The 24852-nt window shown below is 62.0% G+C and carries 26 protein-coding genes; 10 read left to right on the plus strand and 16 right to left on the minus strand.

Annotation, left to right across the window (positions count from 1 at the left end; genetic code table 11):
- The first annotated feature begins 70 nt into the window (after window positions 1-70).
- The gene (locus ACJO2E_RS02835) at window positions 71-727 is read left to right on the plus strand and encodes a phosphoribosyltransferase (protein WP_406961636.1); all 657 of its coding nucleotides are present in this window, start codon (window positions 71-73) and stop codon (window positions 725-727) included.
- 127 nt (window positions 728-854) lie between these two features.
- Window positions 855-1130, plus strand: a complete 276-nt coding sequence (locus tag ACJO2E_RS02840; RefSeq protein ID WP_406961638.1) for an acylphosphatase — start codon at window positions 855-857, stop codon at window positions 1128-1130.
- Between the two features lie 28 nt (window positions 1131-1158).
- Here ACJO2E_RS02840 and ACJO2E_RS02845 read toward each other — a convergent pair whose 3' ends face one another.
- The 7 genes from ACJO2E_RS02845 to ACJO2E_RS02875 all read right to left on the minus strand — a co-directional run bounded on the left by ACJO2E_RS02845 (window position 1159) and on the right by ACJO2E_RS02875 (window position 5709).
- Complete coding sequence (locus ACJO2E_RS02845) at window positions 1159-2514, minus strand: PhoH family protein (RefSeq protein WP_406961639.1); 1356 nt, start codon at window positions 2512-2514, stop codon at window positions 1159-1161.
- 91 nt (window positions 2515-2605) lie between these two features.
- The gene (locus ACJO2E_RS02850) at window positions 2606-3100 is read right to left on the minus strand and encodes a CBS domain-containing protein (protein ID WP_328187059.1); all 495 of its coding nucleotides are present in this window, start codon (window positions 3098-3100) and stop codon (window positions 2606-2608) included.
- Window positions 3101-3175: 75 nt separating this feature from the next.
- The gene (gene minE, locus ACJO2E_RS02855; RefSeq protein ID WP_406961642.1) at window positions 3176-3433 is read right to left on the minus strand and encodes a cell division topological specificity factor MinE; all 258 of its coding nucleotides are present in this window, start codon (window positions 3431-3433) and stop codon (window positions 3176-3178) included.
- Window positions 3434-3438: 5 nt separating this feature from the next.
- The gene (gene minD, locus ACJO2E_RS02860) at window positions 3439-4248 is read right to left on the minus strand and encodes a septum site-determining protein MinD (RefSeq protein ID WP_406961644.1); all 810 of its coding nucleotides are present in this window, start codon (window positions 4246-4248) and stop codon (window positions 3439-3441) included.
- A gap of 47 nt (window positions 4249-4295) precedes the next feature.
- Entirely contained in the window at window positions 4296-5039 is a 744-nt protein-coding gene (minC, locus tag ACJO2E_RS02865; protein WP_406961646.1) for a septum site-determining protein MinC, read from the minus strand.
- Complete coding sequence (locus tag ACJO2E_RS02870) at window positions 5036-5419, minus strand: HopJ type III effector protein (protein ID WP_406961647.1); 384 nt, start codon at window positions 5417-5419, stop codon at window positions 5036-5038. Before ACJO2E_RS02870 ends, minC begins: the two co-directional genes overlap by 4 nt.
- The gene (locus ACJO2E_RS02875) at window positions 5416-5709 is read right to left on the minus strand and encodes a DUF1244 domain-containing protein (RefSeq protein WP_406961648.1); all 294 of its coding nucleotides are present in this window, start codon (window positions 5707-5709) and stop codon (window positions 5416-5418) included. The genes ACJO2E_RS02870 and ACJO2E_RS02875 overlap by 4 nt, the downstream gene beginning before the upstream one ends.
- A gap of 96 nt (window positions 5710-5805) precedes the next feature.
- On the opposite strand from ACJO2E_RS02875, the gene dinB reads away from it, so the two are divergent.
- Window positions 5806-6873: a DNA polymerase IV gene (gene dinB / locus ACJO2E_RS02880; RefSeq protein ID WP_406961650.1), complete on the plus strand. Its 1068-nt coding sequence runs from the start codon at window positions 5806-5808 to the stop codon at window positions 6871-6873.
- Here dinB and ACJO2E_RS02885 read toward each other — a convergent pair.
- Window positions 6848-7435, minus strand: a complete 588-nt coding sequence (locus ACJO2E_RS02885; RefSeq protein WP_406961652.1) for a phosphatase PAP2 family protein — start codon at window positions 7433-7435, stop codon at window positions 6848-6850. The genes dinB and ACJO2E_RS02885 overlap by 26 nt on opposite strands.
- Window positions 7404-8621: a glycosyltransferase family 4 protein gene (locus tag ACJO2E_RS02890; RefSeq protein ID WP_406961654.1), complete on the minus strand. Its 1218-nt coding sequence runs from the start codon at window positions 8619-8621 to the stop codon at window positions 7404-7406. Before ACJO2E_RS02890 ends, ACJO2E_RS02885 begins: the two co-directional genes overlap by 32 nt.
- A 201-nt stretch (window positions 8622-8822) precedes the next feature.
- Here ACJO2E_RS02890 and ACJO2E_RS02895 point away from each other — a divergent pair, with 201 nt between their 5' ends.
- The 4 genes from ACJO2E_RS02895 (at window position 8823) to ACJO2E_RS02910 (ending at window position 13002) form a co-directional block, all read left to right on the plus strand.
- A complete protein-coding gene (locus ACJO2E_RS02895; RefSeq protein WP_406961656.1) occupies window positions 8823-9860 on the plus strand; it encodes an NADP(H)-dependent aldo-keto reductase in 1038 nt (345 codons plus the stop codon).
- Window positions 9861-10120: 260 nt separating this feature from the next.
- Window positions 10121-10438 carry a hypothetical protein gene (locus ACJO2E_RS02900; protein ID WP_406961658.1) on the plus strand — a complete coding sequence of 106 codons (318 nt, stop codon included), beginning with the start codon at window positions 10121-10123 and terminating at the stop codon, window positions 10436-10438.
- Between the two features lie 111 nt (window positions 10439-10549).
- Entirely contained in the window at window positions 10550-12520 is a 1971-nt protein-coding gene (locus ACJO2E_RS02905) for an acetyl-CoA hydrolase/transferase C-terminal domain-containing protein (protein ID WP_406961660.1), read from the plus strand.
- A gap of 14 nt (window positions 12521-12534) precedes the next feature.
- Window positions 12535-13002 carry an FKBP-type peptidyl-prolyl cis-trans isomerase gene (locus ACJO2E_RS02910; protein WP_328187080.1) on the plus strand — a complete coding sequence of 156 codons (468 nt, stop codon included), beginning with the start codon at window positions 12535-12537 and terminating at the stop codon, window positions 13000-13002.
- Here ACJO2E_RS02910 and ACJO2E_RS02915 read toward each other — a convergent pair.
- Window positions 12918-13745: a lysophospholipid acyltransferase family protein gene (locus ACJO2E_RS02915; protein ID WP_406961662.1), complete on the minus strand. Its 828-nt coding sequence runs from the start codon at window positions 13743-13745 to the stop codon at window positions 12918-12920. The two genes, ACJO2E_RS02910 and ACJO2E_RS02915, sit on opposite strands and share 85 nt — an antisense overlap.
- A gap of 61 nt (window positions 13746-13806) precedes the next feature.
- The gene (locus tag ACJO2E_RS02920) at window positions 13807-14571 is read right to left on the minus strand and encodes a GNAT family N-acetyltransferase (RefSeq protein ID WP_406961664.1); all 765 of its coding nucleotides are present in this window, start codon (window positions 14569-14571) and stop codon (window positions 13807-13809) included.
- A gap of 342 nt (window positions 14572-14913) precedes the next feature.
- Between ACJO2E_RS02920 and ACJO2E_RS02925 the strand changes: the two genes are divergently transcribed.
- Together ACJO2E_RS02925 and ACJO2E_RS02930 are read left to right on the plus strand one after the other, a co-directional pair.
- Window positions 14914-15660 carry a response regulator gene (locus tag ACJO2E_RS02925; RefSeq protein WP_406961666.1) on the plus strand — a complete coding sequence of 249 codons (747 nt, stop codon included), beginning with the start codon at window positions 14914-14916 and terminating at the stop codon, window positions 15658-15660.
- Window positions 15661-15695: 35 nt separating this feature from the next.
- On the plus strand, window positions 15696-17246 hold the full coding sequence (locus ACJO2E_RS02930; RefSeq protein ID WP_406961668.1) for an ATP-binding protein: 1551 nt from the start codon (window positions 15696-15698) through the stop codon (window positions 17244-17246).
- A gap of 273 nt (window positions 17247-17519) precedes the next feature.
- Here the strand turns inward: ACJO2E_RS02930 and ACJO2E_RS02935 are convergent, their stop codons facing one another.
- Together ACJO2E_RS02935 and argF are read right to left on the minus strand one after the other, a co-directional pair.
- Complete coding sequence (locus ACJO2E_RS02935) at window positions 17520-18587, minus strand: ABC transporter ATP-binding protein (RefSeq protein ID WP_406961670.1); 1068 nt, start codon at window positions 18585-18587, stop codon at window positions 17520-17522.
- A 34-nt stretch (window positions 18588-18621) separates the two neighbouring features.
- Window positions 18622-19539 (minus strand): ornithine carbamoyltransferase, encoded by a 918-nt coding sequence (gene argF / locus ACJO2E_RS02940; protein ID WP_406961672.1) that lies wholly within the window; start codon window positions 19537-19539, stop codon window positions 18622-18624.
- 340 nt (window positions 19540-19879) lie between these two features.
- On the opposite strand from argF, the gene grxD reads away from it, so the two are divergent.
- Window positions 19880-20206 carry a Grx4 family monothiol glutaredoxin gene (gene grxD / locus ACJO2E_RS02945; protein WP_328187094.1) on the plus strand — a complete coding sequence of 109 codons (327 nt, stop codon included), beginning with the start codon at window positions 19880-19882 and terminating at the stop codon, window positions 20204-20206.
- Between the two features lie 110 nt (window positions 20207-20316).
- Here grxD and ACJO2E_RS02950 read toward each other — a convergent pair whose 3' ends face one another.
- The 3 genes from ACJO2E_RS02950 to ACJO2E_RS02960 form a co-directional block, all read right to left on the minus strand.
- Window positions 20317-22572, minus strand: a complete 2256-nt coding sequence (locus ACJO2E_RS02950; RefSeq protein ID WP_406961674.1) for a DUF1631 domain-containing protein — start codon at window positions 22570-22572, stop codon at window positions 20317-20319.
- Between the two features lie 223 nt (window positions 22573-22795).
- Entirely contained in the window at window positions 22796-23398 is a 603-nt protein-coding gene (locus ACJO2E_RS02955) for a Yip1 family protein (protein ID WP_406961676.1), read from the minus strand.
- A 164-nt stretch (window positions 23399-23562) separates the two neighbouring features.
- Entirely contained in the window at window positions 23563-24852 is a 1290-nt protein-coding gene (locus ACJO2E_RS02960; protein WP_406961678.1) for an HlyC/CorC family transporter, read from the minus strand.

The following is a 24852-nucleotide window of genomic DNA, read 5'->3' on the forward strand; positions in this document are numbered from 1 at the left end:
ATGAACTCCCTTGAACTGTCGGTTTCTGTCCACAAGCTGAAAGTTAGAGACCGCGCAAAAGGGGACAGCCATGGACTTGCCGATACCAAACCGCACAGAGGCCGGTCGTGAACTGGCCGCCGCGCTTGCCGCCGGGCCCGGCGGCCCTCCACCCCTGGTGCTGGCCCTGCCCCGGGGCGGGGTGCCGGTGGCGGCGCCGATTGCCGAGCGCCTGGAGGCGCCGCTGGACCTGATGGTGGTCCGCAAGCTGGGCTTTCCCGGCCACGAGGAATTTGCCATGGGGGCGATTGCCAGCGGCGGGGTGCGGATCATGAATGATGCCATGCTGCATCGCCAGCCGGTGTCACAGCAGGTCATCGACCGGGTGGCCCGGTCCGAACTGGCGGAACTGGAACGCCGGGAAAGGACATACCGGGGTGACCGGCCGGCGCCGGACCTGGTCGGGCGTCCCGTGATTCTGGTGGACGATGGCCTTGCCACCGGGGCCACCATGCGTGCCGCTATCCGTGCCTGCCGGGAGCAGGGCGCCACCTCGGTGTGCGTCGCGGTGCCGGTGGGTCCGCCCGATACCGTGGCGCAACTGCGCGGGGAGGCGGATGAGGTGGTGTGCCTGGCCACACCGGAACCGTTTGCGGCGATTGGCGAGTGGTACCGGGTCTTCGATCAGACCGGCGACGACGAAGTCCTGCAGTTGCTGGAGTCGGCCTGGCAGCGGGAAGGGCCGTAGCTTCTCTGTCCACGTTCAGGCGGTTTGTGAGAGCGGTCGTCCGGCTCCTGCATCGGATCGGCAGGATCCTGCTGGCGGGTATGGTTTATGCTGACTGACAGCACTTTACTGCGAACGGGAGATTGCCATGGCAAACGAACAACGTCACCTGCTGGTGGAAGGCCATGTACAGGGGGTTTCCTTCCGCGCCTATACCGAACAGAGGGCCAGCGAACTGGGCCTTGAAGGCTATGTAAGAAATCTGCCCGATGGCCGTGTGGAAGTGGTGGCCGAAGGTCCGGAAGACCACTTGCAGGCGCTGGAGGACTGGTGCTGGCAGGGGCCGCCCGCGGCCAGGGTCAGCCTGGTGAGGTCCGAGGCCCGGCCCGCCAGTGGCGGCTTCAGCGGTTTTTACATCCGCTGAAGCCGGTCTTCCATCTGGTTAGCGGTGGCTACAGGTTGGCCTCGGCGAATTCGGCCAAGACCGATCGTGGCACGCCCTGCAGGTGTACATGGGCACCATGGCGGAAGCCCTTGAAGCGCTCCGTCATGTAGGTCAGGCCTGAACTGAGGGCGCTCAGGTAGGGGGTATCGATCTGCGCCAGGTTGCCCAGGCAGATCACCTTGGAGCCATTGCCGGCCCGGGTGATGATGGTCTTGATCTGGTGCGGCGTCAGGTTCTGGCTCTCGTCGATGATGATCAGGCTGTGCTGGAAGCTGCGGCCACGGATGTAGTTCATGGACTTGAAGTGCAGGGGCACCTTGCTGAGGATGTAGTCCACGCTGGCGGTCATGTTCTCGTCGTCCTCGTGGAGAGCTTCGAGGTTGTCCACGATGGCCCCCAGCCAGGGCTCCATCTTTTCCGCCTCGGTACCGGGCAGGAAGCCGATGTCCTCATCCAGGCCCTGGGTGGACCGGGTGGCGATAATGCGCTTGTAGGCCTTGCTGGCCACGGTCATCTCGATGCAGGCGGCCAGCGCCAGGATGGTCTTGCCGGAGCCGGCGGAGCCGGTCAGGTTCACCAGGTGCACCTCCGGGTCCAGCAACAGGTTCAGGGCCATGGCCTGGTAGATATCCCGGGGCACCAGGCCCCAGACTTCCTCGTCCATCAGGTCCTGGTGGTGCATGTCCTGCAGTACCAGGGTGTCCTCGTCCACATCCACCACCTTGCCGATAAAGCCCTGCTGGTCGATCACGAACTCGTTGATGTTCAGCTTCGACAGTTCCCCTTCACGCTTGAGGAGGTGTTCGGTGACCGCCTCCCGCTGCACGGTTTCCACCTTCTGGATCTTGTCCCAGAAGGAGTTGGGGAACTCATGGTAGCCCTTGGGCAACAGGTCGATATCGTCCAGCAACTGGTCGTTGTGGTAGTCCTGGGCCTCGACCCCGAAGCCCCGGGCCTTCAGTCGCATGTTGATGTCTTTGCTGACCAGGATGATGTCCCGGGACTTGAAGCGGGACTGCAGCTCCGCCAGGGTGTTGATGATCTTGTTGTCATTCAGGTGCTCCGGCAGGGAATGGTTGCCGGTGTGTCCGGTGCTCATGAGAATGGACAGGGTGCCCAGCGGCTTCGCCTTCTTCGCCCGCACGATGGGTACGCCCTTCTCGATATCCTTGGGGCTGGCATCCCCCAGCAACTTGTCGATATTGCGGATGGCCTGACGGCAGTCCGCGGCAACCGCCTGCTTGCCGGACTTGAGACTGTCGAGCTCTTCCAGGACCGTCATCGGCAGGATGACATCGTGTTCTTCGAAATTGAGGAGGGCGTTGGGATCGTGAATCAGGACGTTGGTGTCGAGAACGTACATTTTTCGGCGAGCTTGCGATGCTCTGGGCATAGGGCGCGATACCTCTCTGGCAGGCGTCTAGCAGGTTCAAACCCCCGTGGCAGCGTCGGGTTCAGTCACCGTCGGCACAGCGCCGGGTCAGGGATTTGTCGGATATGAGTTTCAGCATGTCGTAAGTGGTTATGATTCCCGTAATTTTCTTGTCCTTTCTGACGAAGATCCGATGCAGGTGTTCTCCCATCATGATATCCGCAATGTCTCTTACCGGCGTCGTCTCGTCAACCGAAAACACTTGCGGCGTCATGATATCGCGAACTTCCACCGGTAATCGGGTCATCTCTTCCAGGAAGGCCATGCGCAGCCGGCGCACTTCCCGCTGCTCCTCGGGGGTCAGTCGGGCCCAGGCCCTGGGCTTGCGGTCCGACGACCAGCGGAATTCGGCGATGTCCTTGAGGGTGGCAATGCCGACAATGTCACCGTGATCGTCCGCCACGGGGCTACCGGTGATTTCGTGTTCGGTGAGAAAGCGCGCAAGGTGATCCATGGTCCAGGATTCCGGAACTGCCTTCACGCTGGGGGTCATGATGTCGCGGGCAAGAACGGTCATGGGGTCCCTGTATCCTTCTGGCGCCTGCCATGCGCCGGTGATTACCGGCCCGGCCACTTCGGCCGGGCCAGCGGGTTATCGGTGTTCGGGCAGGGTGACGTTCAGCTCGAGAACCGAGCAGTCATCATTCCGGTCCACCTCCACCTGAACCATATCATCCTCAATCTGGACGTATTTGCGGATAACCGCAAGCAATTCCTGCTGGAGCTGGGGCAGGTAGTCGGGCTGATCCCGTTTGCCCCGCTCGTGGGCCACGATGATCTGCAGGCGCTCCTTGGCAACGCTGGCCGACCCGGTGTTCCTGCGGGACCGGAAGTAGTCGAGGAAGCTCATCCTGTTTACCCCTTGAACATCCGTGCGAAAAAGCCTTTCTTCTGGAGGTTCATGAAGCGGTGTTCCCGCTCCTCGCCCAGAAGCCGTGCGACGGCATCGTCATAGGCCTGACCGGCATCACTCTGATCTTCCAGGATGACCGGGGTGCCCTGGTTGGAGGCGTTGAGCACCACCTGGGATTCCGGGATCACGCCCAGCAGGGGAATGGCCAGGATTTCCTCAACGTCCGCCACCGAGAGCATTTCGCCTTTTTCCACCCGCTCCGGGTTGTAACGGGTCAGCAGCAGGTGTTCCTTCACAGGATCCTGGCCCATCTCCGCACGGCGGGACTTGCTCTGCAGGATACCCAGGATACGGTCGGAGTCCCGCACCGAGGAAACCTCGGGGTTGGTGACCACAACGGCCTCATCGGCATAGTACAGCGCCATCAGGGCGCCATGCTCGATACCCGCCGGCGAGTCGCAGACAATATAGTCGAAGGTTTCCGACAGCTCGTTGAGGATCTTTTCCACGCCATCCTTGGTGAGGGCTTCCTTCTCCCGGGTCTGGGAGGCGGGCAGGATGTAGAGACTTTCGACCCGCTTGTCGCGGATCAGGGCCTGGTTGAGGGAGGCATCCCCCTGGATGACGTTAACAAAGTCATACACCACCCGGCGCTCACAGTTCATGATCAGGTCGAGGTTGCGCAGGCCAACGTCGAAATCTATCACCACTGTCTTGTGGCCACGGCGGGCCAGGCCGGTACTGATGGAGGCGCTGGTGGTGGTCTTGCCAACCCCGCCCTTTCCTGATGTGACAACAATGATTCTAGCCAAGGTTGCGATCCTGTGTGCTGATAATGGGTTTCCGGGATTGTCGCCCCTCAGGAACGTTCCAGCGGTGTCACCACCAGCAGGTCGTCCCTGAGCTGGACCTGCGCGGCGGCTTTCCAGCCCGATTCCTGCAGGTCTTCCGAGATTTTATAGTGACCGGCGATGGACACAAGCTCTGCTTCCAGAGACTGGCAGAATACCCGGGCGCTTTCCAGCCCGTGAACCCCGGCCAGTGCCCGGCCACGCAGGGGCCCGTAGACGTGGATGTTACCTGCCGCCAGCACTTCTGCGCCAGCCTGTACGGGTGCCAGGATGATTAAATCCCCTTCAGGAGCGTACACCTGCTGGCCTGAGCGCACCGGTTGGGATACCACCCGGGCCGCGACAGGTTCCACCGGTGCGGAGGGCGCGGCTTCCGGTGCGGGCTCGCTGGCTTCAGGGGGGGTATCCCGGTCCTGGCGGCTGTTGCCGGGCAGTATGGCCAGGGCGGCGTGACGGGCCAGCCGGCGCTGGTCATCGTTGCCGCCCCTGACGCCAACCACATGGATATTGTGGCGACGGCAGGTACCCAGCAGTTTGAAGAAATCCAGCTCCCCGGTCGGGCCCTCGTAGTTATCGAGGCTGACAATAATGGGAATGTCCTTGAAGAAGCCGGGGGCCTGGCGGATCTTTTCCCGAAGTGCCAACTCGAAGGAATCCTCGTCAAAGAAAGCCAGCTCCAGGGCGGTGAGGGAAACGGTGGTGCTCTTGAGCTGGAATGCGGGCCGTTCAGAGGCCTGCGGGGCGTCAGTCATGCTGGATTGTCCTGGTTTGGGGAAAGATGGGGCGTCAGTGGCCGCAGCGGGGGGGCATCAAAGCGGATGCCGGACCAGCCGGTGGTCATGAACTGGCGGATGTTGCCATGGCTGGTGCCCGCCGGGTCATCGAGCACACCCTGGTAGTGACGGCCGAACAGGGACAGTACCTGGGCCTCGGTCAGGTTGCCGAACTGACCCAGGGCAAACACCTTGCAGGATCCCTCATTCTCGCCGGCGTCATTATACAGAGGGCCGTTGCGGAAGCCCGTGGGCGCGTAGTCGAAATGGCGATCCACCAGCGCCAGGGTATCCTCGAAGTCGGAATGCCCGGCCTGCAGTGAGGCTAAGTGGATTCTCAGGGCCTCGTTCACTTTCATCCCTGGTGCTCTCCGTCATGGGCCTGTTTCGGTCCGGTCTGGTAGCGGGCTTTCCACTCCTCGTAGGGCATGCCGTAAATATGTTCCCGGGCTTCGGGATCGGACAGTTCCACGCCCCGGTCGGCGGCTTCGGCCCGCACCCACTTGGACAGGCAGTTGCGGCAGAACCCGGCCAGGTTCATCAGATCGATGTTCTGGACCTCGGTGTGCTCCTGCAAGTGCCTGACCAGTCTGCGGAAGGCGGCCGCTTCAATCTCGGTTTGTGTCTGCCCGGAGAATTCGGTGCTCATGGTGCTGGTGTCCCGTCGGGTAAATGTCTGACATTCTCGGCATGATACCGTAAGATACAAGGCTGTACATTTATACAGAGCCCCTGAAGCATAGCCATGCCGCGCAAGATCATCCACATCGACTGCGATTGTTTCTACGCCGCGGTGGAAATGCGGGACGATCCCTCGCTCCGGGATCTGCCCATCGCCGTGGGCGGGCAGGGCGGTCGTGGGGTGGTCACCACCTGTAACTACCGGGCCCGGGATTTCGGCGTGCGCTCGGCCATGCCCGGCGGCGAGGCCCGCAGGCTTTGCCCCGATCTGGTCATGGTACCCCTGGACATGCCCCGATACCGTGACGTATCCCGCCAGGTGATGGCGATTTTCCGGGAGGTCACCGACCTGGTGGAACCCCTGTCCCTGGATGAGGCGTTCCTGGACGTCAGCGACGTGGAGGCCTTTCAGGGCAGTGCCACCCTGATCGCCCGGCATATCCGCGAGCAGGTACGCGAGCGTATCGGCATCACGGTGTCCGCCGGCGTGGCCCCCAACAAGTTCCTGGCCAAGATTGCCAGTGACTGGCAGAAGCCGGACGGACTGTTCGTGATCACCCCGGATGAGGTGGATGACTTTGTCAGGGAGCTGCCGGTGGAAAAGCTGTTTGGCGTGGGCCGGGTTACCGCCCGCAAGCTTCATGACCTGGGGGTGATTACCTGTGGCGACCTGCAGCAGGTGGGGCAGCCGGAACTGGTCAGGGCCTTTGGCAAGCAGGGGTTGCGCCTGTGGGACATGGCCCATGGCCGCGATGAACGCCCCGTGGTGGTGACCCGGGTGGCCAAGTCGGTGAGCGTGGAGCGGACCTTTTCCCGTGACCTGCCGGGCAAGGCTGCCTGCCAGCAGGTGATGCCCGGTCTGGTGGATGACCTCAACCGTCGCCTGGAGCGCAAGAGTGACCGCAAACCGTTGCACAAGCTGTTTATCAAGATTCGCTACAGTGACTTTTCCACCCACACCCTGGAGCGCGTCAGGGAGCCAGGAGCGGCCCCGGAGCCGGAGGTGGGTGAGTTCAGTCCATTGCTGGACGAGCTGGTCACCGATGAGCAGCGACCGGTGCGGTTGCTGGGGGTGGGGGTTCGTTTCCGGGAGGACAGCGCGCCGGTTACCCAGCTAAGGCTGTTCGAGTAGCCGTCAGGATCATCAAGGGTTCAATGGCCCACACCGTGGCCGTCAGGCCCATCAGGCCGCCGATCACGGCGCCGGCCAGTACGTCACTGGGATAGTGCAGGCCCAGCACCACCCGTGAGGCGGCCACCGCCAGGGTAAACGGCAGCACCAGGATCGCCAGCGCCGGCAGGGTCAGGGCCAGCACCGTGGTAAAGCAGACCGCATGCAGGGTATGCCCCGATGGGAAGCTGTAGCGATCCAGGGGCGGTGTGCCGCAATGGATCACCGGGAAGGAGATGAACGGCCGCTCCCGCACCAGCCAGCGTTTGAGCAGCTTGTAGGTAATGGTGCAGGCAAGTCCGGCACCGGTCATCAGCAGGGCGATGGCCAGGCCCTCTTCAGGGTAGATCAGGGGTAGGGAAAGGATGAGGGCGTACCACAACCAGCCGTCCCCCAGCCGGCTGACCACCTTGAACAGGGTCAGCACCGGCCAGTAGCGGAGGCTGCGGTTGATGGATCGGCAAAGTGCGAACTCCGCCTGGTCCACCTGACTAAAGAAGCGGGATACCCGGGGTGACGGCATGGTAACGGTCTCTCCTGTTCAGCTTCAGGGTGAGTTGTTCGAACTGTTCCACCTGGCTGTCCCAGTCCAGGTCCAGGGCATCAAGTCTTGCCTGGTGCCGGATATTGGCCAGCAGCGTGTTCTGCTGCGCCAGTGTCAGGGCGTGTTCCACAAAGGCTTCATCGTCGTCCAGTCGCGCCATCATGCCATTCTCGCGATGGCGGATATGCTCGCTGGCGGCGGCGTCATCGAAGGCCACTACCGCCAGGCCACTGGCCATGGCTTCGGTGACCACATTGCCAAAGGTATCGGTCTTGCTGGGAAACAGGAACAGGTCGCCGGAGGCATAGTGCCGTGCCAGTGCCTCTCCCTTCTGGATGCCGCAGAAGACGTAGTCCGGGTGTTTCTGCTGTAGCCGCCTGCGCTGGGGGCCGTCCCCCACCAGGATGAACCTGGCTCGCGGATGGAGGGCTCGGATGCGCTCGAAACAGGACACGGCGAGCTGCAGGTTCTTCTCCGACGCCAGCCGTCCCACATACAGGACCGCCCGGTCCTGGGGTTGCAGGCCCCATTCGGCCCGCAGTTCCTGGTCCCGCTTGTGGGGGGTGAACTGGCGACAGTCGACGCCCCGGCTCCACAGCCCGATTGGGTGGATGCCCATGGCGTCCACCTGGACCGCCATGCGCCGGGTCGGTACCAGGGTCAGGGCGGTGCGATTGTGGAACCAGCGCCCGTAGCGTTTCAGCATCCGCTCCAGAAAGGCCGCGTGATAGTGGCGACTGTAGCTGTGGAAGTTGGTGTGGAAACCGGAACATACCGGGATGCCCAGCCTGCGGGCCACGGCAACCGCAGTCACGCCCAGGGGCCCCTGGGTGGCCACGTAGACCAGGTCCGGGCGCTGCCCTTTCCAGAGGGCCAGCAGGCGCTTGCGCCGGGTCAGCCCGAACTGCAGTTCCGGGTAGCCGGGCAGGGGTAGGCCGGCTACCTTGACCAGGTCCTGGCAGAGGGCGGTGGTCTGGGCGGCATCCGCCGCCGGGGCCCGGTCCGAACGCTGCACCGGCCTGACCACCTGTACCTGGTGCCCATTCGCGCTCAGCCCCCGGCAAAGGTACTTGAGAGTGTTCGCCACACCGTTGATCTCCGGAGGAAAGGTTTCGGAGACCACGGCAATGCGACGATTCAGGGGCTGACTGCTGGCTTCATTCATTCAGTAACCTTGCTGGATGATTCTGTTGGTTGCGGTTAACCTCTTGATCTGTTGATGAGACAGATGGCTGTATTTCGTTATTCCACTATGGAAACCCAATGTGACAGCCAGACTTCAGCAATGTGACATTCCCTTGAAACCCGCGTCCTGACTGAGTTCCTGGGCGCGCACCTGTAACCGGAACAAGCCGTTGGAGGAAGGATGGAGATGCGAAAGCTGGGTCGTAGTGACCTGGACGTTAGCCTGATTTGCCTGGGTACCATGACCTGGGGAGAGCAGAACACCGAGCAGGAAGCCTTCGAACAACTGGATTACGCCGTGGGGGAGGGCATCAACTTCATCGATGCCGCCGAGATGTACCCGGTGCCGCCCCGGGCGGAAACCCAGGGGCTTACCGAACAGTACCTGGGCAACTGGCTGGTCCGCCGTGGCCGGCGGGACGACCTGGTGATTGCCTCGAAGGTGGCTGGGCCCGGCAACGGCCTGACCTACCTGCGGGACGGTCCCCGACTGACCCGGGACCACATCCGTGCCGCCTGCGACGCCAGCCTGAAGCGGTTGCAGACCGACTATATCGATCTCTACCAGGTGCACTGGCCGGACCGTAACGCCAACTTCTTCGGCCGGCTCGGGTACAGGCACAAGGAGAACGAAGACCAGACGCCCATCGAGGAAACCCTGGGCGCACTCCATGAGCTGGTACAGGAGGGCAAGATCCGACACATTGGCCTGTCCAACGAAACCCCCTGGGGCACCATGAAGTACCTGCAACTGGCGGAACAGCATGGTTGGCCACGACCGGTCAGTATCCAGAACCCGTACAACCTGCTGAACCGGACCTTCGAACAGGGGCTGGCGGAAATCGCGCACCGGGAGGATGTCGGGCTGCTGGCGTACTCACCCCTGGCCTTCGGCATGCTGACCGGCAAGTACCTGGATGGCAAGCGCCCCGAGAACGCCCGTATCACCCTGTTCCGGCGGTTTGTGCGATACCAGGGGGAGCGTGCGGAGCAGGCTATCCGTGCCTACTGCCAGCTGGCCCGGGAACATGGTCTGTCACCGGCCCAACTGGCCCTGGCCTGGGTCAACAGTCGCCGTTTCCTGACCAGCAACATTATCGGTGCCACCAGCATGGAGCAACTGCGGGAGAACATCGGTTCCGCCCGTGTGGAACTGAGCGATGATGTGGTTGATAAGCTGGAAGAGCTGCATCGGGAGTTCACCTACCCCTGCCCCTGAGAATGGACGGCAGCAGCCTGGGAGGCTCCCTGCCCGATCGGGGCGGGGTGGTCTCCCGCAGGCTATGATTGTTCTCCCTGCCGGAAGCCGTGATCCAGCCTGGAAATATGCTGTTACAAATAATAACAAAAGGCTTCGAAAAGTCGGGCGCTGCTGTGCAAGGAATCACAGAGTTCCATGACCAAACCATTAGACTTTAGCCATAAATTGTAAAACCTATTTTACAAAGAGCTGAACGGCTCGTGCTGGCTGGATTTCTGATGATTATTCGTATTTTCGTCGCATTACTGATACTCAACACGGTGGCTTTCGTCGTCCGTGCTGAGGCGGGCGAGCGGGAAACACTGCCCGACGAGGTGTACAGTGGTGAACCTGCCGAAGTCCAGGACCGTATGTCCGGCGACTTTATCTATGACGACGAGGATGCCATTATGGATCTGGGGTCCCGCCTGCTGAGCTGGCAACTGTCCGGCCAACCAGGGGAGTCCCGCCGTTACGCGTCGGATCCTGCCCGGGCCGACCACTCCGTCGCCCTGATCAGGGAGGGGGCCGCCCTCAACCTGAGCTGGAAGTTCTGACCCCCTGTATCTGAAAGCCGCCTGTCACACCTTTCTCTCCTGAATTGTCAGTTTCCCGTTGACGTGGGATCATCGCCGGACAGCACCAACGACGGGAGACTGTTGCCTATTATGTCGGATACTCCGGAGAGGTTCAGGGAAACAACCGCCGAGGCCTGTGTCGAGGCCATCATTCACCGGGTGGGAAAGACTCTTGTGGTGGGCCTGCCGCTGGGGCTGGGCAAGCCGGTACGCCTTATCAATGCGCTCTATGAGCGGGCCCGACAGGACAGTTCCATTGACCTGCATATTCTCACCGCTATCTCGCTGCTTGCCCCCCGGGGCAGTTCGACCCTGGAGCGCCGGTTCCTGGATCCTTTCGTGAGGCGTCTGTACGGCGATGTCCCGGAACTTGCCTACGCCCGGGATGTGCTGGACAAGCGTCTGCCCGACAATGTGCGGGTATCCGAATTCTTCTTCAAGGCGGGCAGTTTCCTCAACAATGAGGACCAGCAACGCCACTATATCTGCACCAACTACACCCACGCGGTAAGGGACCTGATGGCCCAGGGGGTGAACGTGGTCTGCCAGATGGTGGCGCCGGCCCGGGAAGAGAGGGGTGACCTGAGCCTGAGTTGCAACCCCGACCTGACCCTGGATCTGCTGCCGTTGCTGAGGCAACGGGAAGCCGCCGGCCACAAGGTGGCGGTGGCCGGGGAGCTCAACAGCAACCTGCCCTGGCTGGGGCACCAGGCGGCGGTGCCGCCAACGGATTTCGATGTGCTGCTGGACCAGCCGGACACCGACTATCCCCTGTTCCCGGTCCCCGAGGGTTCCATCAGTCCCGCGGATCACCTGATCGGCTTCTACGCCAGCACGTTGCTCAGGGACGGCGGTACCCTGCAGGTGGGCATCGGTTCACTGGGGGCGGCGGTGGTCCACAGTACGATCCTCCGTCACAAGCACAACGATCAGTGGAATGCCCTGTATGAACGACTGCGGGTGGCCAGCCGCTTCCCCTTCGTCACTGGCGAGGGGGACACGGGCATCTTCCGGGAAGGGTTGTACGGCTGCAGTGAGATGATGGTGGATGGCTTCATGCACCTGATGCAGGCGGGCATCCTCAAGCGGGAAGTGTACGACGACCTGGAGACCCAGGAACGGGCGAACCGTGGTGAGCCGGTGCATGAGCCCGGTGTGGTCCTGCACGGTGGCTTCTACCTGGGCCCCGGTGATTTCTACCAGACCCTGCGGGACCTGGGCGAGAGCGACCGCCGTCGCATCGCCATGACCAGCGTGAATTTCATCAATGACCTCTATGACCACCGGTTTGGCAGCCAGCGGCTGAAGGCCGCCCAGCGCCGTCATGCCCGGTTCGTCAACTCGGCGATGATGCATACCCTGTCGGGGGCGGCGGTGTCCGACGGCCTGGACGATGGTCGCGTGGTCAGTGGGGTGGGTGGTCAGTACAACTTCGTGGCCATGGCCCATGACCTGCCGGAGGCCCGTTCCGTCATCACCCTGCGCAGTACCCGCCAGAGCGGTGGCGAGACCGTGTCCAATATCGTGTTCAGCTATGGGCACTGCACCATCCCCCGCCACCTGCGGGATATCGTGATCACCGAGTATGGCCTGGCGGACCTGAGGGGCAAGCCTGACGAAGAGGTTTACCTGGCCCTGATCCGCATTGCCGACGCCCGCTTCCAGCCGTCCCTGCTGGCCCGGGCACAGAAGGCAGGCAAGGTGCGCAAGGACTTCCGGCTACCGGACGCCTGGCGGGAGAATACCCCGGAGCATGTGAGCCGGATGCTGGCGTCCGTAGGGGAGGGGGACGCGTTTCCGCCGTTCCCGTTCGGCTGCGACTTTACCCCCGAGGAACTGACCCTGGCGAAAGCCCTGCAGGGGCTGAAGTCGGCAACAGCAGACACCCGTGGTAAGCTGCGCACCTTCGCCAGGGCCGTGCGCGTGGATGTGAAACGTCCGGAGCTGAAACCCTACCTGGAGCGCATGGGGTTGTTGTCCACTGGAGGGCCCTCGGCCTGGCTGAACCGCCGGCTGCTGACGGTTGCCCTGGAGCAGGCCGGCGCCCTTGAACAACCTTGAGAGTCCCGTTACTGATGCAACGACCCATGATCTATACCGTCCACTACCGCCTCAAGAACCAGACCGGTGAGGTGGTGGACACCTCGGAGGGGGGCGAGCCTCTGCACTTCCTGGAAGGTTCCGACAACGTCATCGAGGGTATCCAGAAGGCAGTCAGCGGACGCTCGCCGGGGGATTGCCTGGAAGCGACTATTCCGCCGGCCCTGGCCTACGGTGAGCACAATCCGGATCTGATCAGGAAGGTGCCCCGTTCTGCCTTCGAGGGAGTCGAGAACCTGCAGGTGGGCATGAAGTTCCAGACCAATACCGGCGAGGAGGCCCAGGTGGTGCAGGTGGTCGGCATTGACGGCAACCTGATCCGGGTGGACGCCAACCACCCCCTGGCGGGTTTTACCCTCTACTTCGATCTGGAGATCATCTCCGTGCGTGAAGCCACCGACGACGAGGTAGCCGCCGGGCAGCCTCTGACCCCCGCGTCCTGATGACTGCTCCGTAGCCCCTCGACGATCACGTCCCGGACCCGGTTGCTGAGGTCCCGGGCGCTCTCGCCGGGCTGCGGTACCACCGGCTGGTGCCAGGTAACATGCACCGACGGTGCCGGAGCGGCCAGCATGCGCATCAGGTGGTGGTGGAATTCGTCGTCGCCGATAAACGGAGCGATGTGGCATGGGTCACCTTCCCTCAGGTAGGCAATGCTGACCGGCACGATGGGTACGTCCGCCGCGGTTGCGGCACCGATCAGTCGCGGGAAAAAGGGCAATACCGTCAGGCCCGCGGAGGTTGTGCCCTCGGGGAAGATCAGCACTGACTCGCCAGCTTCCAGGGTTTTCCGGATATCGTCCCGCCTTTCCGCGGCTTCACCGCTGCCGCGCTTGATGAACAGCGTCCCCGCCTGCCGGGCCAGCCAGCCCACCAGCGGCCAGTTACCCACTTCCGCCTTGGACAGGAAACGGACTTTCATGAGACCGCCGAGGACCGGAATGTCGGTCCAGGAAATGTGATTGCTCAGCAACAGCGCGGGCCCCGGAGGTAACGGTCCGGACTCGTGGATACGCACACCGATGCAGCGGCAGCAGCACTTGAAGCAGATCCTGGCCACCGGAGAACGGTTGAGCCGTCGAGGGCTTACCAGATCGGCGACCAGGAACAGGATGGCAATGATGGTGGTGATGCTCAGGATGAGTATCAGAAGGGGCAGTCTGATCAGCAGGCGCAACGCTGCCATAAATATCTCCACAATGACGCCGGGGTACAGGGCGGGGCTTTGCCCGCCCTGTACCCCGGCGTTAGCTGCCCGAGCCGCCCCGGCGCATGAAGTGGCGGCTGTATCGGGCGGACAGTTCACTGACTTCCAGCAGTACCAGCACGTCGGCGCAACGGAACTCCGGATCCCAGCAGGGTTCTCCGCACACCCTGGCCCCAAGGCGCATGTAGGCGCGGATCAGCGCCGGAATATCCACCGGGCGTTCCGAATCGACCTGGGTCAGGTGGGGCAGTGCACGTCGCGGCCAGACGCGGTCGTCTTCGCAAGAAAGATACCGGTCCTGGAGGTGTCGGGCAATACGCCAGGCCCTCAGGCCGCCATCGGTCATGCTGATACTGGCGCAGCCGATCACCCGGTCGATCCGGTGTTCGATCAGCCAGCCCGCCAGTGTGGCCCAGAGCAGGCTGATGGTAGCGCCGTTGCGATAGTCCGGGTGGACGCAGGTGCGACCGAGTTCAGCCACCCGTCCGGGGCGAGACAGCAGCTGTGACAGGTCGAACTCGTTTTCCGAATAGAATCCGCCGGATTCGCCGATCTGGTCCTGACGCAGGATCCGGGTGGTGGCCACCAGTTCACCGGTGGTGCTGTCGGTGACCATCAGGTGATCACACCAGGCGTCAAAGGGATCGGCGTCCAGGCCCGGGATGTCTGATCCCAGGTCCGAGTCATATTCGGCCGAGAATACGTCGTATCGGAGCCGCTGGGCCTGTTGCACCAGTTCCGGTTCCCGGGTGACCCGGGTCAGCAAACGACGGGAAACAGCAGCGCGAGCGGTTTGGGCAGTCATGGCAAGCTCTCTTTTTGTCCATTTCAGGACAAGGCTATGAAGGACCTGTGACACCCCCATGACCTCACAATGACGACTTTGTGACGGTGTCAGCTTTCCGGGGCAGGGCTACTATGGCGGCTGGCCCAGAAGCTGCTATCTTTTGTGACTGAAGGTAACAGTGCGTGGCATCATGTATTTCCCGCATCAGTATGTATAATCGTTGTTACATGATTCGGGTAAGCTGCTGACTTTACTCGTGACCGATAGCCGCCCCGAACCGGCAGGCGGGGCGAAATGTAAAGCAAGGCCGGGGCGCCCCCATGCATGGGCGCTCCCGAACGCATAACAACATAATCAGAGATGGACGGCGTGGAACAGACAAACGAAGGCTGGAGAATCCTCATTGTCGAGGATGACGAACGTTTGGCGGACCTGACACGGGAATACCTTGAGAGCAACGGTCTGGTGGTCAGCCATGAAAGTCATGGCGGCAACGCCGTTGAACGTATCCGCAATGAACGCCCTGATCTGGTGGTGCTGGATCTGATGCTGCCGGGGGAGGATGGTCTGTCCATCTGCCGGCGCGTGCGTCCCTTCTTCCAGGGGCCGATCATTATGCTGACCGCCCGCAGTGACGATCTGGATCAGGTGCTTGGCCTTGAAATGGGGGCTGACGACTACGTGGGCAAACCGGTCAAGCCCCGCGTCCTGCTGGCCCGTATCCGGGCCCTGTTACGTCGTGCTGGTGGCCCCGCCGGGGCCGAGGGCGAGGATGCCGGTGGTGAATCCGGCGAGGAACCGGTACGCCTGCAGTTCAACGACCTGGTGGTGGACCGTTCCATGCGGGAAGCCTGGCTCAATGACGAGAGCATCGACCTGACCAGCGCCGAGTTCGACCTGCTCTGGCTGCTGGCTCGTAGCGCTGGCCGGGTACTGAGCCGGGAGGAAATTTTCACCGCCCTGCGCGGAATCGAGTACGATGGCCAGGACCGCTCCATTGACGTCAGGGTGTCGCGCATCCGGCCCAAGATCGGGGATGACCCGGTACATCCCCGTCGTATCAAGACCGTTCGCAGTAAAGGCTACCTGTTCGTCAAGGAAGCCTGACCGAGAATCGGGCGGTACTGCCAACGGGACACTAGATGCCCTTTACCTTCACGATCAAGTTGTTCGCCCGTCTGGCCGGTCTTGCGGCGCTCATTGTGCTGATCTGTTCACTGGTCTGGAGTGGACTGTCCGCGGTCCGGCACCAGGCCTGGCAGGAACGCCTGACGGAGCCGCTGATGACCTGGTTGGCCCGTACCCCCATGCCGGAGCAGCAGTACCACTGGCTATCCCCCCTGTACGATTTCCGCGTGACCACCGCCGCCAGGTTGGGCCTGGAACCGGTGGTCCGTGAGCGATTGCAGTATGGGCAGACCGTGGTGCTGTCCGACCGGATCGGCCCGCGGGCCCTGGCCGCCCGGGAGAATGGCGGTATCGTCACCATGCGCCTGCGTAACCTGTACCGGGATCTGGCCGAAGCCACGGCGATGACGGTGCTGTGGCATCTGAACGAGGCCCGTCCCGCCGACCGGGCCGATACCGCGAGCCTGTTGGCCAGGGAGCTGAACGTTCGCCTCGATGCCATTGATAAGACCGGTCAACTGCCGCCACCCGAGGTCCTGGAGGAGGTGTCACGGCGGGGGATGGTGTTCTTCGGGGGGGCGCGGCAGGGGCAGGTGATGCTGCGACTGGAGGACGGTTCCCTGATGCATATGGCCATGCCGCCGGGCTTCCGGTCGCTGCCCTGGCCGGTATTCCTGCTGCTGGTGGGGCTGGCGGCGCTGGTGCTGACCCTCGCTGTGCGCCTGCTCATGCGCGACCTGGACCAGAATCTGCGAACCGTGGAGTCGGTGGCGGTGCGCATTGCCCGGGGTGAACTGGAGGCCCGCATAGAGCCGGGGCAGGGCAACCTGGTATCCCGCCTGTCCCGTTCCTTCAACGGCATGGCGGACCAGATCCAGCGGCTGGTGGAGGTGCAGCGGGAGATGATCCATGCGGTGTCCCACGAACTGCGAACCCCGGTGGCCCGGATTCGTTTCGGGGTGCAGATGATCGAGACGGCAAAGGATGAGCAGACCCTGCACCGGCAACTGGATGGCATCGACAACGATATCCAGGAGCTGGACGAACTGATTGACGAAATACTCACCTATGCCCGCCTGGAACAGGGCGGCCCGGTCTTCAGCCTGCGTCCGGGCAGCGTTACCGACATCGTGCGCCAAGTGGTGGAGGAGCAGCAGGTTATCCATCCGCAGACCCGTATCGAAGCCGTGATCCCCGAAGCATCGGAAATCTGTGCCGAGAGTGATATCGAACCCCGCTACCTGCACCGTGCGATCCAGAACCTGGTGGGCAATGCCTGCCGCTACGCGTCGGGCGAGGTCAGGGTCCGTTGCCTGCTGGATGAGGAGAACTGCCGCATTGACGTCGAGGATGATGGCCCCGGGGTTCCCGAGCAGGACTGGGAGAAGGTTTTCAGTGCCTTTGCCCGCCTGGATGACAGCCGTACCCGGAATTCCGGTGGTTACGGGCTGGGGCTTTCCATCGTCAAGCGGATCCTGTTCTGGCACGGTGGCCAGTCTTTTGTGGGGCGCAGTAACGAACTCGGCGGTGCCCGGTTCAGCCTGGTCTGGCCGCGCCGGCAGTAGCGGGCTATCTCCGGCCTGGGCCCGCCAGGGAACAGTCCGAGCCGACCCATAACATGATTTTACAAACAAACACCAAAGCACAACGGACCTTCCCGCCGGAACGACTAGGATGGAAGGTGAAAGGCAGGGTGATTTCCCCCAGCGGGTAAAGTGGTTGTTCTGCCAGGAGTGTTGTTCTTACGAACTTTCCTTGTTTCATTCGTCATTGTATGGCCGGCCATCCCCGATGACCGGTCTTTTTTTGCCTTTGTTCCGGGAGGGGCCGCCGGGGCTTCAGGTGCGGGGGAAGGCGATCAGGTGGTCTGCCTCCACCCGCACGGGAACGTGTTCCCCCAGCCGGAAGTCCAGATGACTGCGGAACAGGGCCTCGAACTCGGTATCGTCCGAGAGGTGGAAGCGGTAAAGAGTTGAGGTACCCGCAAAGGTCTTCTCGACCACCTTGGGTTTCAGGTCGGAGTCGGCATCGTAGACGATGTCATCCGGCCGGATCAGGACATCCAGCAGGGTGCCCGGTTGCCACTGGCTGGTACGCTTGCCGACCAGCCTGCCCAGTTCCGATTCGATGGTGCCGGGCCCCAGGGCCTGGCCCGGAATGAACGCCCCCTGTCCCACAAAGCCCGCCACGAACCGGTTCGCCGGCTCATGGTAGAGATTGTAGGGCACGTCCCATTGCTGTACCTGTCCATCCCGGAGCACCGCCACCTGGTCACACATGGCAAAGGCTTCCTGCTGGTCATGGGTAACCAGCAGTGCGCTGATGCCAAGGTCCTTGAGGATATCGCGGACATCCAGGCTCAGGCGCCGGCGCAGGTCCGCGTCCAGGCTGGAGAAGGGCTCGTCCAGCAGGATCAGTGTGGGTTCGGGCGCCAGCGCCCTGGCCAGGGCCACCCGTTGTTGCTGGCCGCCGGAGAGCTGGTGGGGATACTGGTCCGCCAGGTCCTGCAGATGCACCAGCTCCAGCAGGCCAGCCGTCTTGGCGTGTCTTTCCCGGCGACTCAGCCCTTTCAGGCCGAAAGCCACATTGTCGGCAATGGTCAAGTGAGGGAACAGGGCATAGTCCTGGAACACCATGCCAATGCGCCGTTGTTCCGGTGGCAGGGTAAAGCCCGGCAGGCTGATGGCCTGGTCATTCAGCCGGATCTCTCCCGTACTGATGGGCAGGAAGCCGGCCAGGGCCCGGAGGATGGTGCTCTTGCCGCAGCCACTGGGGCCCAGGAGGCAGCCGATATCGCCATGGCCGAGGGCAAAACGTACGTCGGCCACCACGTTCTCCGCACCATAGCCGCAGCCCAGTGCTCGTACGTCCAGCAGCCAGCTGTGGGGCGGATTGGGTGGGGGCATGGGGTGACTCCGCGTGGGTCCCTGTGGTGATTGGTTAAGGTTCCAGTGTTCCCAGGATCAGGAATTCCAGCAATGCCTTCTGGGCGTGCAGTCGGTTCTCCGCCTCGTCCCAGACTACGGAGCCCGGGTGGTCCAGCATGTCATCGGAGATCTCCTCGCCCCGGTGGGCCGGCAGGCAGTGCATGAACAGGGCGTCACGGGCCGCCAGGTCCATCAATGCCGGATTGACCTGGTAGGGGGTGAAGATGGCCCGGCGGGCATCCGCCTCCTGTTCCTGTCCCATGGAGGCCCACACGTCAGTGGCGATCAGGTTGGCGCCACGGGCCGCTTCCCGGGGATCCTCGAACACGGTGACGCAGTCCCGGTGACTGTCCAGCAGGCCGCTGTCCGGCGCGTAGCCTTCCGGGCAGGCCACGTTCAGGTGGAAGCCGAAGATCCGGGCAGCGTTGATGTACGAGTTGCACATGTTGTTGCCATCCCCGACCCAGGTCACGGTGGCGCCGGCGATATCCCCTCGGTGCTCCCGGAACGTCTGCATGTCGGCCAGCAACTGGCAGGGATGGAAATCGTCGGTGAGGGCGTTGATCACCGGCACCCGGGAGACGCTGGCGAAGCGCTCCACCTTGTCATGGGCGAAGGTCCGGATCATGACCGCATCCACCATGCTGGATATGACCCGAGCGGAATCCTCGATCGGTTCACCGCGGCCCAGCTGGGTGTCCCGGGGGGAAAGGAACATGGCGCTGCCACCCAGTTGGGACATGCCCGCCTCGAACGAGACCCGGGTGCGGGTGGACGACTTCTCGAAGATCATCGCCAGTACCCGGTTACCGAGACTGTTGCGGACCTTTCCCGCTTGCCATTCACGGCGCAGGAAGCTGGCATGGTCCAGCAGGCCCGTCAGTTCATTGAGGGTCAGGTCATTGAGTGTCAGAAAGTGTCTTACTGCCATGGCGATGTCCGTTGTCTTTCCCTGGCCGACAGCAAATAGGAAACCATCCGGGTTGCGGGGTTCGCACCGGCTATACGGCCCTGATTGTGGGGGTGCCCCGGCATGGCTCGGGTAACAGCTTTTGCAGCCTGTCAGGGCGTTCCTGCTTGTCCTCCGGGACCAAAAGGGTCAAAAGAAGCCCCGCAGGACGAAAAGAATCAAGTCTATAGGGTTCCCCGGGGGATGACAATCCAGTGTGGCGTGCCCCACCTGGCGATTGCCATACCTGAGTCTGTTGGTCGGAATTGGGGTTCCCGTGTACAATGCAAGTCAGTTCGATACCGTTTGAAGAGGTGTGATTGTGGATATCAATGAGCAGATCAAAGGCCAACTGGAAGAAAATCCGATCCTTATCTATATGAAGGGCACCCCCCAGGCTCCCCAGTGCGGTTTCTCTTCCCGTACCGTGCAGGCGCTGATGGCCTGTGGTGAGCGCTTTGCTTTCGTTAACATCCTGGACAATCAGGAGCTGCGTGAGGCCCTGAAGAGCTACTCCAACTGGCCCACCTATCCTCAGCTCTACATTAACGGCGAGCTGGTGGGTGGTTGCGACATCGTGCTGGAGCTGTCCGAATCCGGAGAGCTGGCGGAGATGGTCAAGGCGGCCGCCAAGCAGCAGGAAGCCTGAGCTGCCGCTCACGTAGAAGTAGCCTTCCGGAAATGCGTTGACAGTCCGGGCTTACAGGCATGAAAAAAGCGCCCCACAGGGCGCTTTTTTTGTTTCGGGCCGGAATCCGGTCAGGCCTGCTTGCGGAGGCTTCCCACCACGGCGTCCAGGGCCCGGTCGATGAGGGCGCCCTGTTCCAGGACGGTGAGACGGCCCCTCTGCATCTCGTGGGCGAGGTCGACACGGGTTTTCTCGATGACTTTCAGGCCCATGCGGTTGACGAAGACAAAGCAGTCGGCCTCGTCGATAATCGCGGACAGCTTGCAGCGGAAGCTGGAGCCGTTCACCAGGCGGAACTCCACCCACTGGCCGACGTTGATCGATTCGATGTGCGGCAGATATTCCGCCACGCCGGCTTCCAGCGGCTCTTCCTGCTCAAAGGTCTCCTCGATGACCGGTTCCTCGGGCTCCATGTCATCCGGCTCCCTGGCCTCTGCCAGCGCCAGGTTGCGGAACGCCTCGGTCAGCTCATGCTTGAGCTGGGCCATCATCTCGTCCAGCCGTGACGAGTTGTAGGAAACCTCCTCCAGGCCGGCCCGCAGGGCCTTGAGCAGGCGGGGAACCACCCGTACCCACTGATCCCGCTCGTCGTCGTCCAGGTGGGGGTAGAGGCACCAGATCAGGTCGTCCACCACACGCACCGACTGCTCCCAGCGATGTTCCACATCGTTACGCAGATAGGCCAGGAACATGACGCGGCTCCAGCCGTTCACCAGGATGTCGTGAATGGTCGGGGGCACGGGGCGGCGGGCCAGTTTTTCCCGGAGCAGGCGGTCCACCGTGTCCTGGGCTTTCTGGGACTTGATGCGGCCTCGTTCGGATTCGCGGGTGCGCTGCTCCACCAGGGAGGCCTTGCGATTCTCCCGGGTCAGGAACTGGTCGAATTCCTCGCCCAGGGTTTCGAACAGCTGGATGTCGCCGTCGAACTCGTCGAGGATACGGGCGACGATGTTGTGGATCTGCTCGTAGAGCTTGTCGCGGGATTTCTCATCCGCATTGCTCCAGCCGATACCGGCCCGGGCCAGGGAGTTCAGCAGCTTTCTGGCGGGATGGTTGGCGCGGCTGAAGAAGGACTTGTCCTTGATTACCACCTTCAGGATGGGAATCTGGAGACGGCTGATCAGTACCTGGATCGGGGCAGACAGGTTGTAGTCGTCCAGGATGAACTCGAACAGCATGGAGACCAGGTTGATCAGGTCCTCGTCCATCTCCTGGAGGGCGGCGTGCTTGCCTTCCTCAGGCTGCTGGCTCTCCAGGACATGCTCGATCAGGTCCCGCAGATCCACGGTAACCGGTTCGCCGGCGCTCAGGTTGCCCTGGGGCGCATTTTGCCGGGCGGTGTTGGCGGACGCCTGGGACAGCATCTGCAGCAGTTCGGCACCGCCGACGATATGGATCTCGGTGCCACCATGGCCCTGGGCGTCACCATAGTAGCTGGTGCTGTAGCTGCGGTGGCCCCGCTGTTCGGCCAGTAGCTGCCGGATCTGTTGGAACAGAGCGTCGTTTTCCCGGACCTGGTAACTTTCCTGTGCTTCCGCGGCCCGGGTCTGGTCGCCGGTGGTTGCCTGGTGGCTGGAGGGCGACGGAGCGCCGCTGGTCTGCGGGGTTTCCTGGCGATTCTTACCCTGGTAGCGGAAATTGGGCACGATGCCGGCCTGGACCAGGATGCGGTTTGCCTCGTCCATCAGCATGCCGAGGTTGGCCACCACATAGCGGTCGAACTGCTTGAGCACGATGAGCCGTTCGCGGATCTGGATCTCAAAGGCGCCGGCGGCCTCGGCAAAGGCACGGCAGACATGGTCCGGCAACATCGGATTGACCGGCCGCTCCTCGGAGGCGTTCGGGTAGATCACGGTAAATCGTGTCTGCAGTTGCAGCAGGGGCCCCTGAAAATAGACGCGGGCCTTGGATATCATGGCGTTAAGGGCGACCTGCTCTTCCAGGTCGTCGTCCTGTACCAGAGACAGGCTCTCCGCCGAGGCGCTCTCCTGATGCTGGAGGTTGTCCTGGGACTGCTGGTCGGCGTTTGCCAGGGGAGGGTGGTCGAACAGTGCGCCCACGGAGTGCTGGAACTGCTTCTCGACACCCTTGCGCTTGATGCGGATTTCCCGCATCGCCTCGAAATAGCGGTTCTGCTCGTTGTTGCTGCGGGCGTTATTGGCAAGCTCGAACAGGGAATCATCCACGGCATCGAAAGCCCCCTGCAGAAGGTCGCCAAGGCCGGCTACCACTGTGTCCCGGATCCGGGACACTTCCGGAGGAACTGATACCGGCGACCCTGCACCCGGACGGTCGTGCAGGTAATGTATGCCGGATTGTCTGTTCATGGCTGACTCCTGATACGCCTCAACCGGATACGTTACCGAGCTTACTCTCTGGATTGGTACTTTATATGCGTAATCTATCGCAAAATATACTGAGGTTACACGATTAATTATTGTTAACCGGATAACGGGTTCAAACTCCGGGTATCCGGCACTTCCGTTATGCTCCTAATAAACAGGCCGGCCCTTGCGGGTCGGCCTGTTCGAAAACTGATGGTTGTCAGGATCAGCTGACGTACTGTGGCCCTATTCCCATGCTCCAGACCACCACGCTGATGGCTAGCAGTCCGACAAACATGACCAGGCCCACGGTGAGTACGGACGAGGCAAACATGAAGCCCCGGTCTTCCGGAATCTTCATGAGAATGGGCAGGCCCTCGTACAGCAGGTACACCGCGTACGCGATGGCTGCGGTACCAACGGCCATGTTCACCCAGATATTGGGATACACCGCGATCACACCCAGCAGGAAGATGGGGGTGGCTGTATAGGCGGCCAGGGTGACACCCCGGGGGGTGGATTCTTTCACGTCATAGGTGGCGGCGAAGAAATCAATGAACTTACCGATGATGTAGATCCCTACCAGCATGGCCATGTAGGCAAGGGCGCAGAGCTGGAGCGCGCTGCCGGTGGTCAATCGTATGAGCTGGGAACCGCCCACCTGCCAGCCGACCTGTGTGGTGCCATAAAAGGCAGCCGCGGCCGGAATCAGGGCCAGTAGCAGGATGTGGCCGAAATAGAGTTTGCTGACCGATTCCGAGTCTTCCCGGATCGCTTTCCACTCTTCATCAGGGTGTGTAAACAAACCAACTGTATGTGAAAGGCTCATGGACCTTCTCCTCAACTATTATTGTTGTTGAATGCTATTGCTGTTGGATACGTAGCTACTCGCACAACTCAAGTTTTGGGTAAGGGGGTAGGTCCGGTCAAGAAACTGGTTAAATCATGATCTTTCTAAAAAAACGTAGTTAGATCGCACGGATATAAGGGCGGTCAGCCGGTTTTCTTCCTGCGGAAGGATTTCTTTCGTGGCAGGGGGTGCACGATTGCAGCCTTCACCACATTATCCTTGATCTGCAGGACCTCGGTGCGATAGCCCCGTATCACCAGGCACACGTTGGTGTCGGGTATGGTTTCCAGGGTTTCCGTGATCAGGCCGTTGAGGGTCTTGGGGCCGTCGGTGGGCAGCTTCCAGCCCAGGTCCCGGTTGATGATACGCACGGCGGCCGTACCGTCGATGATATAGGTGCCATCGTCCTGGGGAATGATATCCGGGCTGGTTTCCGAGTAGTCGGTGGTGAAGTCCCCGACGATCTCCTCAAGTATGTCCTCCAGCGTGGCAAGGCCCAATACGTCGCCGTACTCGTCCACCACGATGCCGAAGCGCCGTTTGGCCTTCTGGAAGTTGATCAGTTGGGTGTTCAGCGGCGTGCTCTCCGGGATGAAATAGGGCTCTCGGGAGAGCTGCATCAGCATGGCCTTGTTGACGTCCTCCTGCATCAGCAGGCGGGAGATGTTGCGCAGGTGCAGCACCCCCTGGATGTTGTTGATGTCACCCTTGTAGATGGGCAGGCGGGTGTGCTGGCTGGTGCGGAGCTGGCGCAGGATGTCGTCGATGTCGTCTTCCAGGTCCACCCCCACAATCTCGTTGCGCGGCACGATGATGTCGTTGACCGTGACCTTTTCCAGGTCGAGGATGCTGACCAGCATGTCCTTGTGTTTGGACGGGATCAATGCGCCGGACTCGTTGACCAGTGTGCGCAGTTCCTCCCGGGACAGGTGGTCGGAGCTGGCCTCGTCCGGAGAGATTCTCAGCACCCGAAGGATGGCGGTGGTGAACAGGTTCACCGACCAGACCACCGGGTAGAGGATTTTCAGCAGTGGCCCCAGTACGTAACTGGCGGGAAAGGCGATTTTCTCGGGAAAGAGCGCGGCCAGGGTTTTCGGGGTTACCTCCGCGAAAATCAGGATGACAATGGTCAGCAGTACGGTGGCAATGGCAATGCCGGCGTCCCCCCAGAGACGGATGGCGATCACCGTAGCGATGGACGAGGCAAAGATGTTGACGAAGTTGTTGCCGATCAGAATGACGCCGATGAGCTGGTCGGTGCGCTGCAACAGGGACTGCGCCCGGCGTGCGCCCCGGTGGCCGGTCTTGGCCATATGTTTGAGCCGGTACCGGTTCAGGGACATCATCCCGGTCTCGGAACTGGAGAAGAAGGCGGACAGGACGATCAGGCCGGCAAGGAGTATGAACAGCGCCGTAAGCGATGCCTCGTTCAA

Origin of the sequence: Marinobacter shunpengi, from assembly GCF_045449695.1 — a bacterium.
Lineage (GTDB): Bacteria > Pseudomonadota > Gammaproteobacteria > Pseudomonadales > Oleiphilaceae > Marinobacter.

Bases quoted from the DNA above. Each gene is read 5' to 3' on its own strand.
- ACJO2E_RS02835 (WP_406961636.1), top strand. From the start codon at position 71: ATGGACTTGCCGATACCAAACCGCACAGAGGCCGGTCGTGAACTGGCC.
- ACJO2E_RS02840 (WP_406961638.1), top strand. From the start codon at position 855: ATGGCAAACGAACAACGTCACCTGCTGGTGGAAGGCCATGTACAGGGG.
- ACJO2E_RS02845 (WP_406961639.1), bottom strand. From the start codon at position 2,514: ATGTACGTTCTCGACACCAACGTCCTGATTCACGATCCCAACGCCCTC.
- ACJO2E_RS02850 (WP_328187059.1), bottom strand. From the start codon at position 3,100: ATGACCGTTCTTGCCCGCGACATCATGACCCCCAGCGTGAAGGCAGTT.
- minE (WP_406961642.1), bottom strand. From the start codon at position 3,433: ATGAGCTTCCTCGACTACTTCCGGTCCCGCAGGAACACCGGGTCGGCC.
- minC (WP_406961646.1), bottom strand. From the start codon at position 5,039: ATGACTGACGCCCCGCAGGCCTCTGAACGGCCCGCATTCCAGCTCAAG.
- ACJO2E_RS02870 (WP_406961647.1), bottom strand. From the start codon at position 5,419: ATGAAAGTGAACGAGGCCCTGAGAATCCACTTAGCCTCACTGCAGGCC.
- ACJO2E_RS02875 (WP_406961648.1), bottom strand. From the start codon at position 5,709: ATGAGCACCGAATTCTCCGGGCAGACACAAACCGAGATTGAAGCGGCC.
- dinB (WP_406961650.1), top strand. From the start codon at position 5,806: ATGCCGCGCAAGATCATCCACATCGACTGCGATTGTTTCTACGCCGCG.
- ACJO2E_RS02885 (WP_406961652.1), bottom strand. From the start codon at position 7,435: ATGCCGTCACCCCGGGTATCCCGCTTCTTTAGTCAGGTGGACCAGGCG.
- ACJO2E_RS02890 (WP_406961654.1), bottom strand. From the start codon at position 8,621: ATGAATGAAGCCAGCAGTCAGCCCCTGAATCGTCGCATTGCCGTGGTC.
- ACJO2E_RS02895 (WP_406961656.1), top strand. From the start codon at position 8,823: ATGGAGATGCGAAAGCTGGGTCGTAGTGACCTGGACGTTAGCCTGATT.
- ACJO2E_RS02900 (WP_406961658.1), top strand. From the start codon at position 10,121: ATGATTATTCGTATTTTCGTCGCATTACTGATACTCAACACGGTGGCT.
- ACJO2E_RS02905 (WP_406961660.1), top strand. From the start codon at position 10,550: ATGTCGGATACTCCGGAGAGGTTCAGGGAAACAACCGCCGAGGCCTGT.
- ACJO2E_RS02910 (WP_328187080.1), top strand. From the start codon at position 12,535: ATGCAACGACCCATGATCTATACCGTCCACTACCGCCTCAAGAACCAG.
- ACJO2E_RS02915 (WP_406961662.1), bottom strand. From the start codon at position 13,745: ATGGCAGCGTTGCGCCTGCTGATCAGACTGCCCCTTCTGATACTCATC.
- ACJO2E_RS02920 (WP_406961664.1), bottom strand. From the start codon at position 14,571: ATGACTGCCCAAACCGCTCGCGCTGCTGTTTCCCGTCGTTTGCTGACC.
- ACJO2E_RS02925 (WP_406961666.1), top strand. From the start codon at position 14,914: ATGGACGGCGTGGAACAGACAAACGAAGGCTGGAGAATCCTCATTGTC.
- ACJO2E_RS02930 (WP_406961668.1), top strand. From the start codon at position 15,696: ATGCCCTTTACCTTCACGATCAAGTTGTTCGCCCGTCTGGCCGGTCTT.
- ACJO2E_RS02935 (WP_406961670.1), bottom strand. From the start codon at position 18,587: ATGCCCCCACCCAATCCGCCCCACAGCTGGCTGCTGGACGTACGAGCA.
- argF (WP_406961672.1), bottom strand. From the start codon at position 19,539: ATGGCAGTAAGACACTTTCTGACACTCAATGACCTGACCCTCAATGAA.
- ACJO2E_RS02950 (WP_406961674.1), bottom strand. From the start codon at position 22,572: ATGAACAGACAATCCGGCATACATTACCTGCACGACCGTCCGGGTGCA.
- ACJO2E_RS02955 (WP_406961676.1), bottom strand. From the start codon at position 23,398: ATGAGCCTTTCACATACAGTTGGTTTGTTTACACACCCTGATGAAGAG.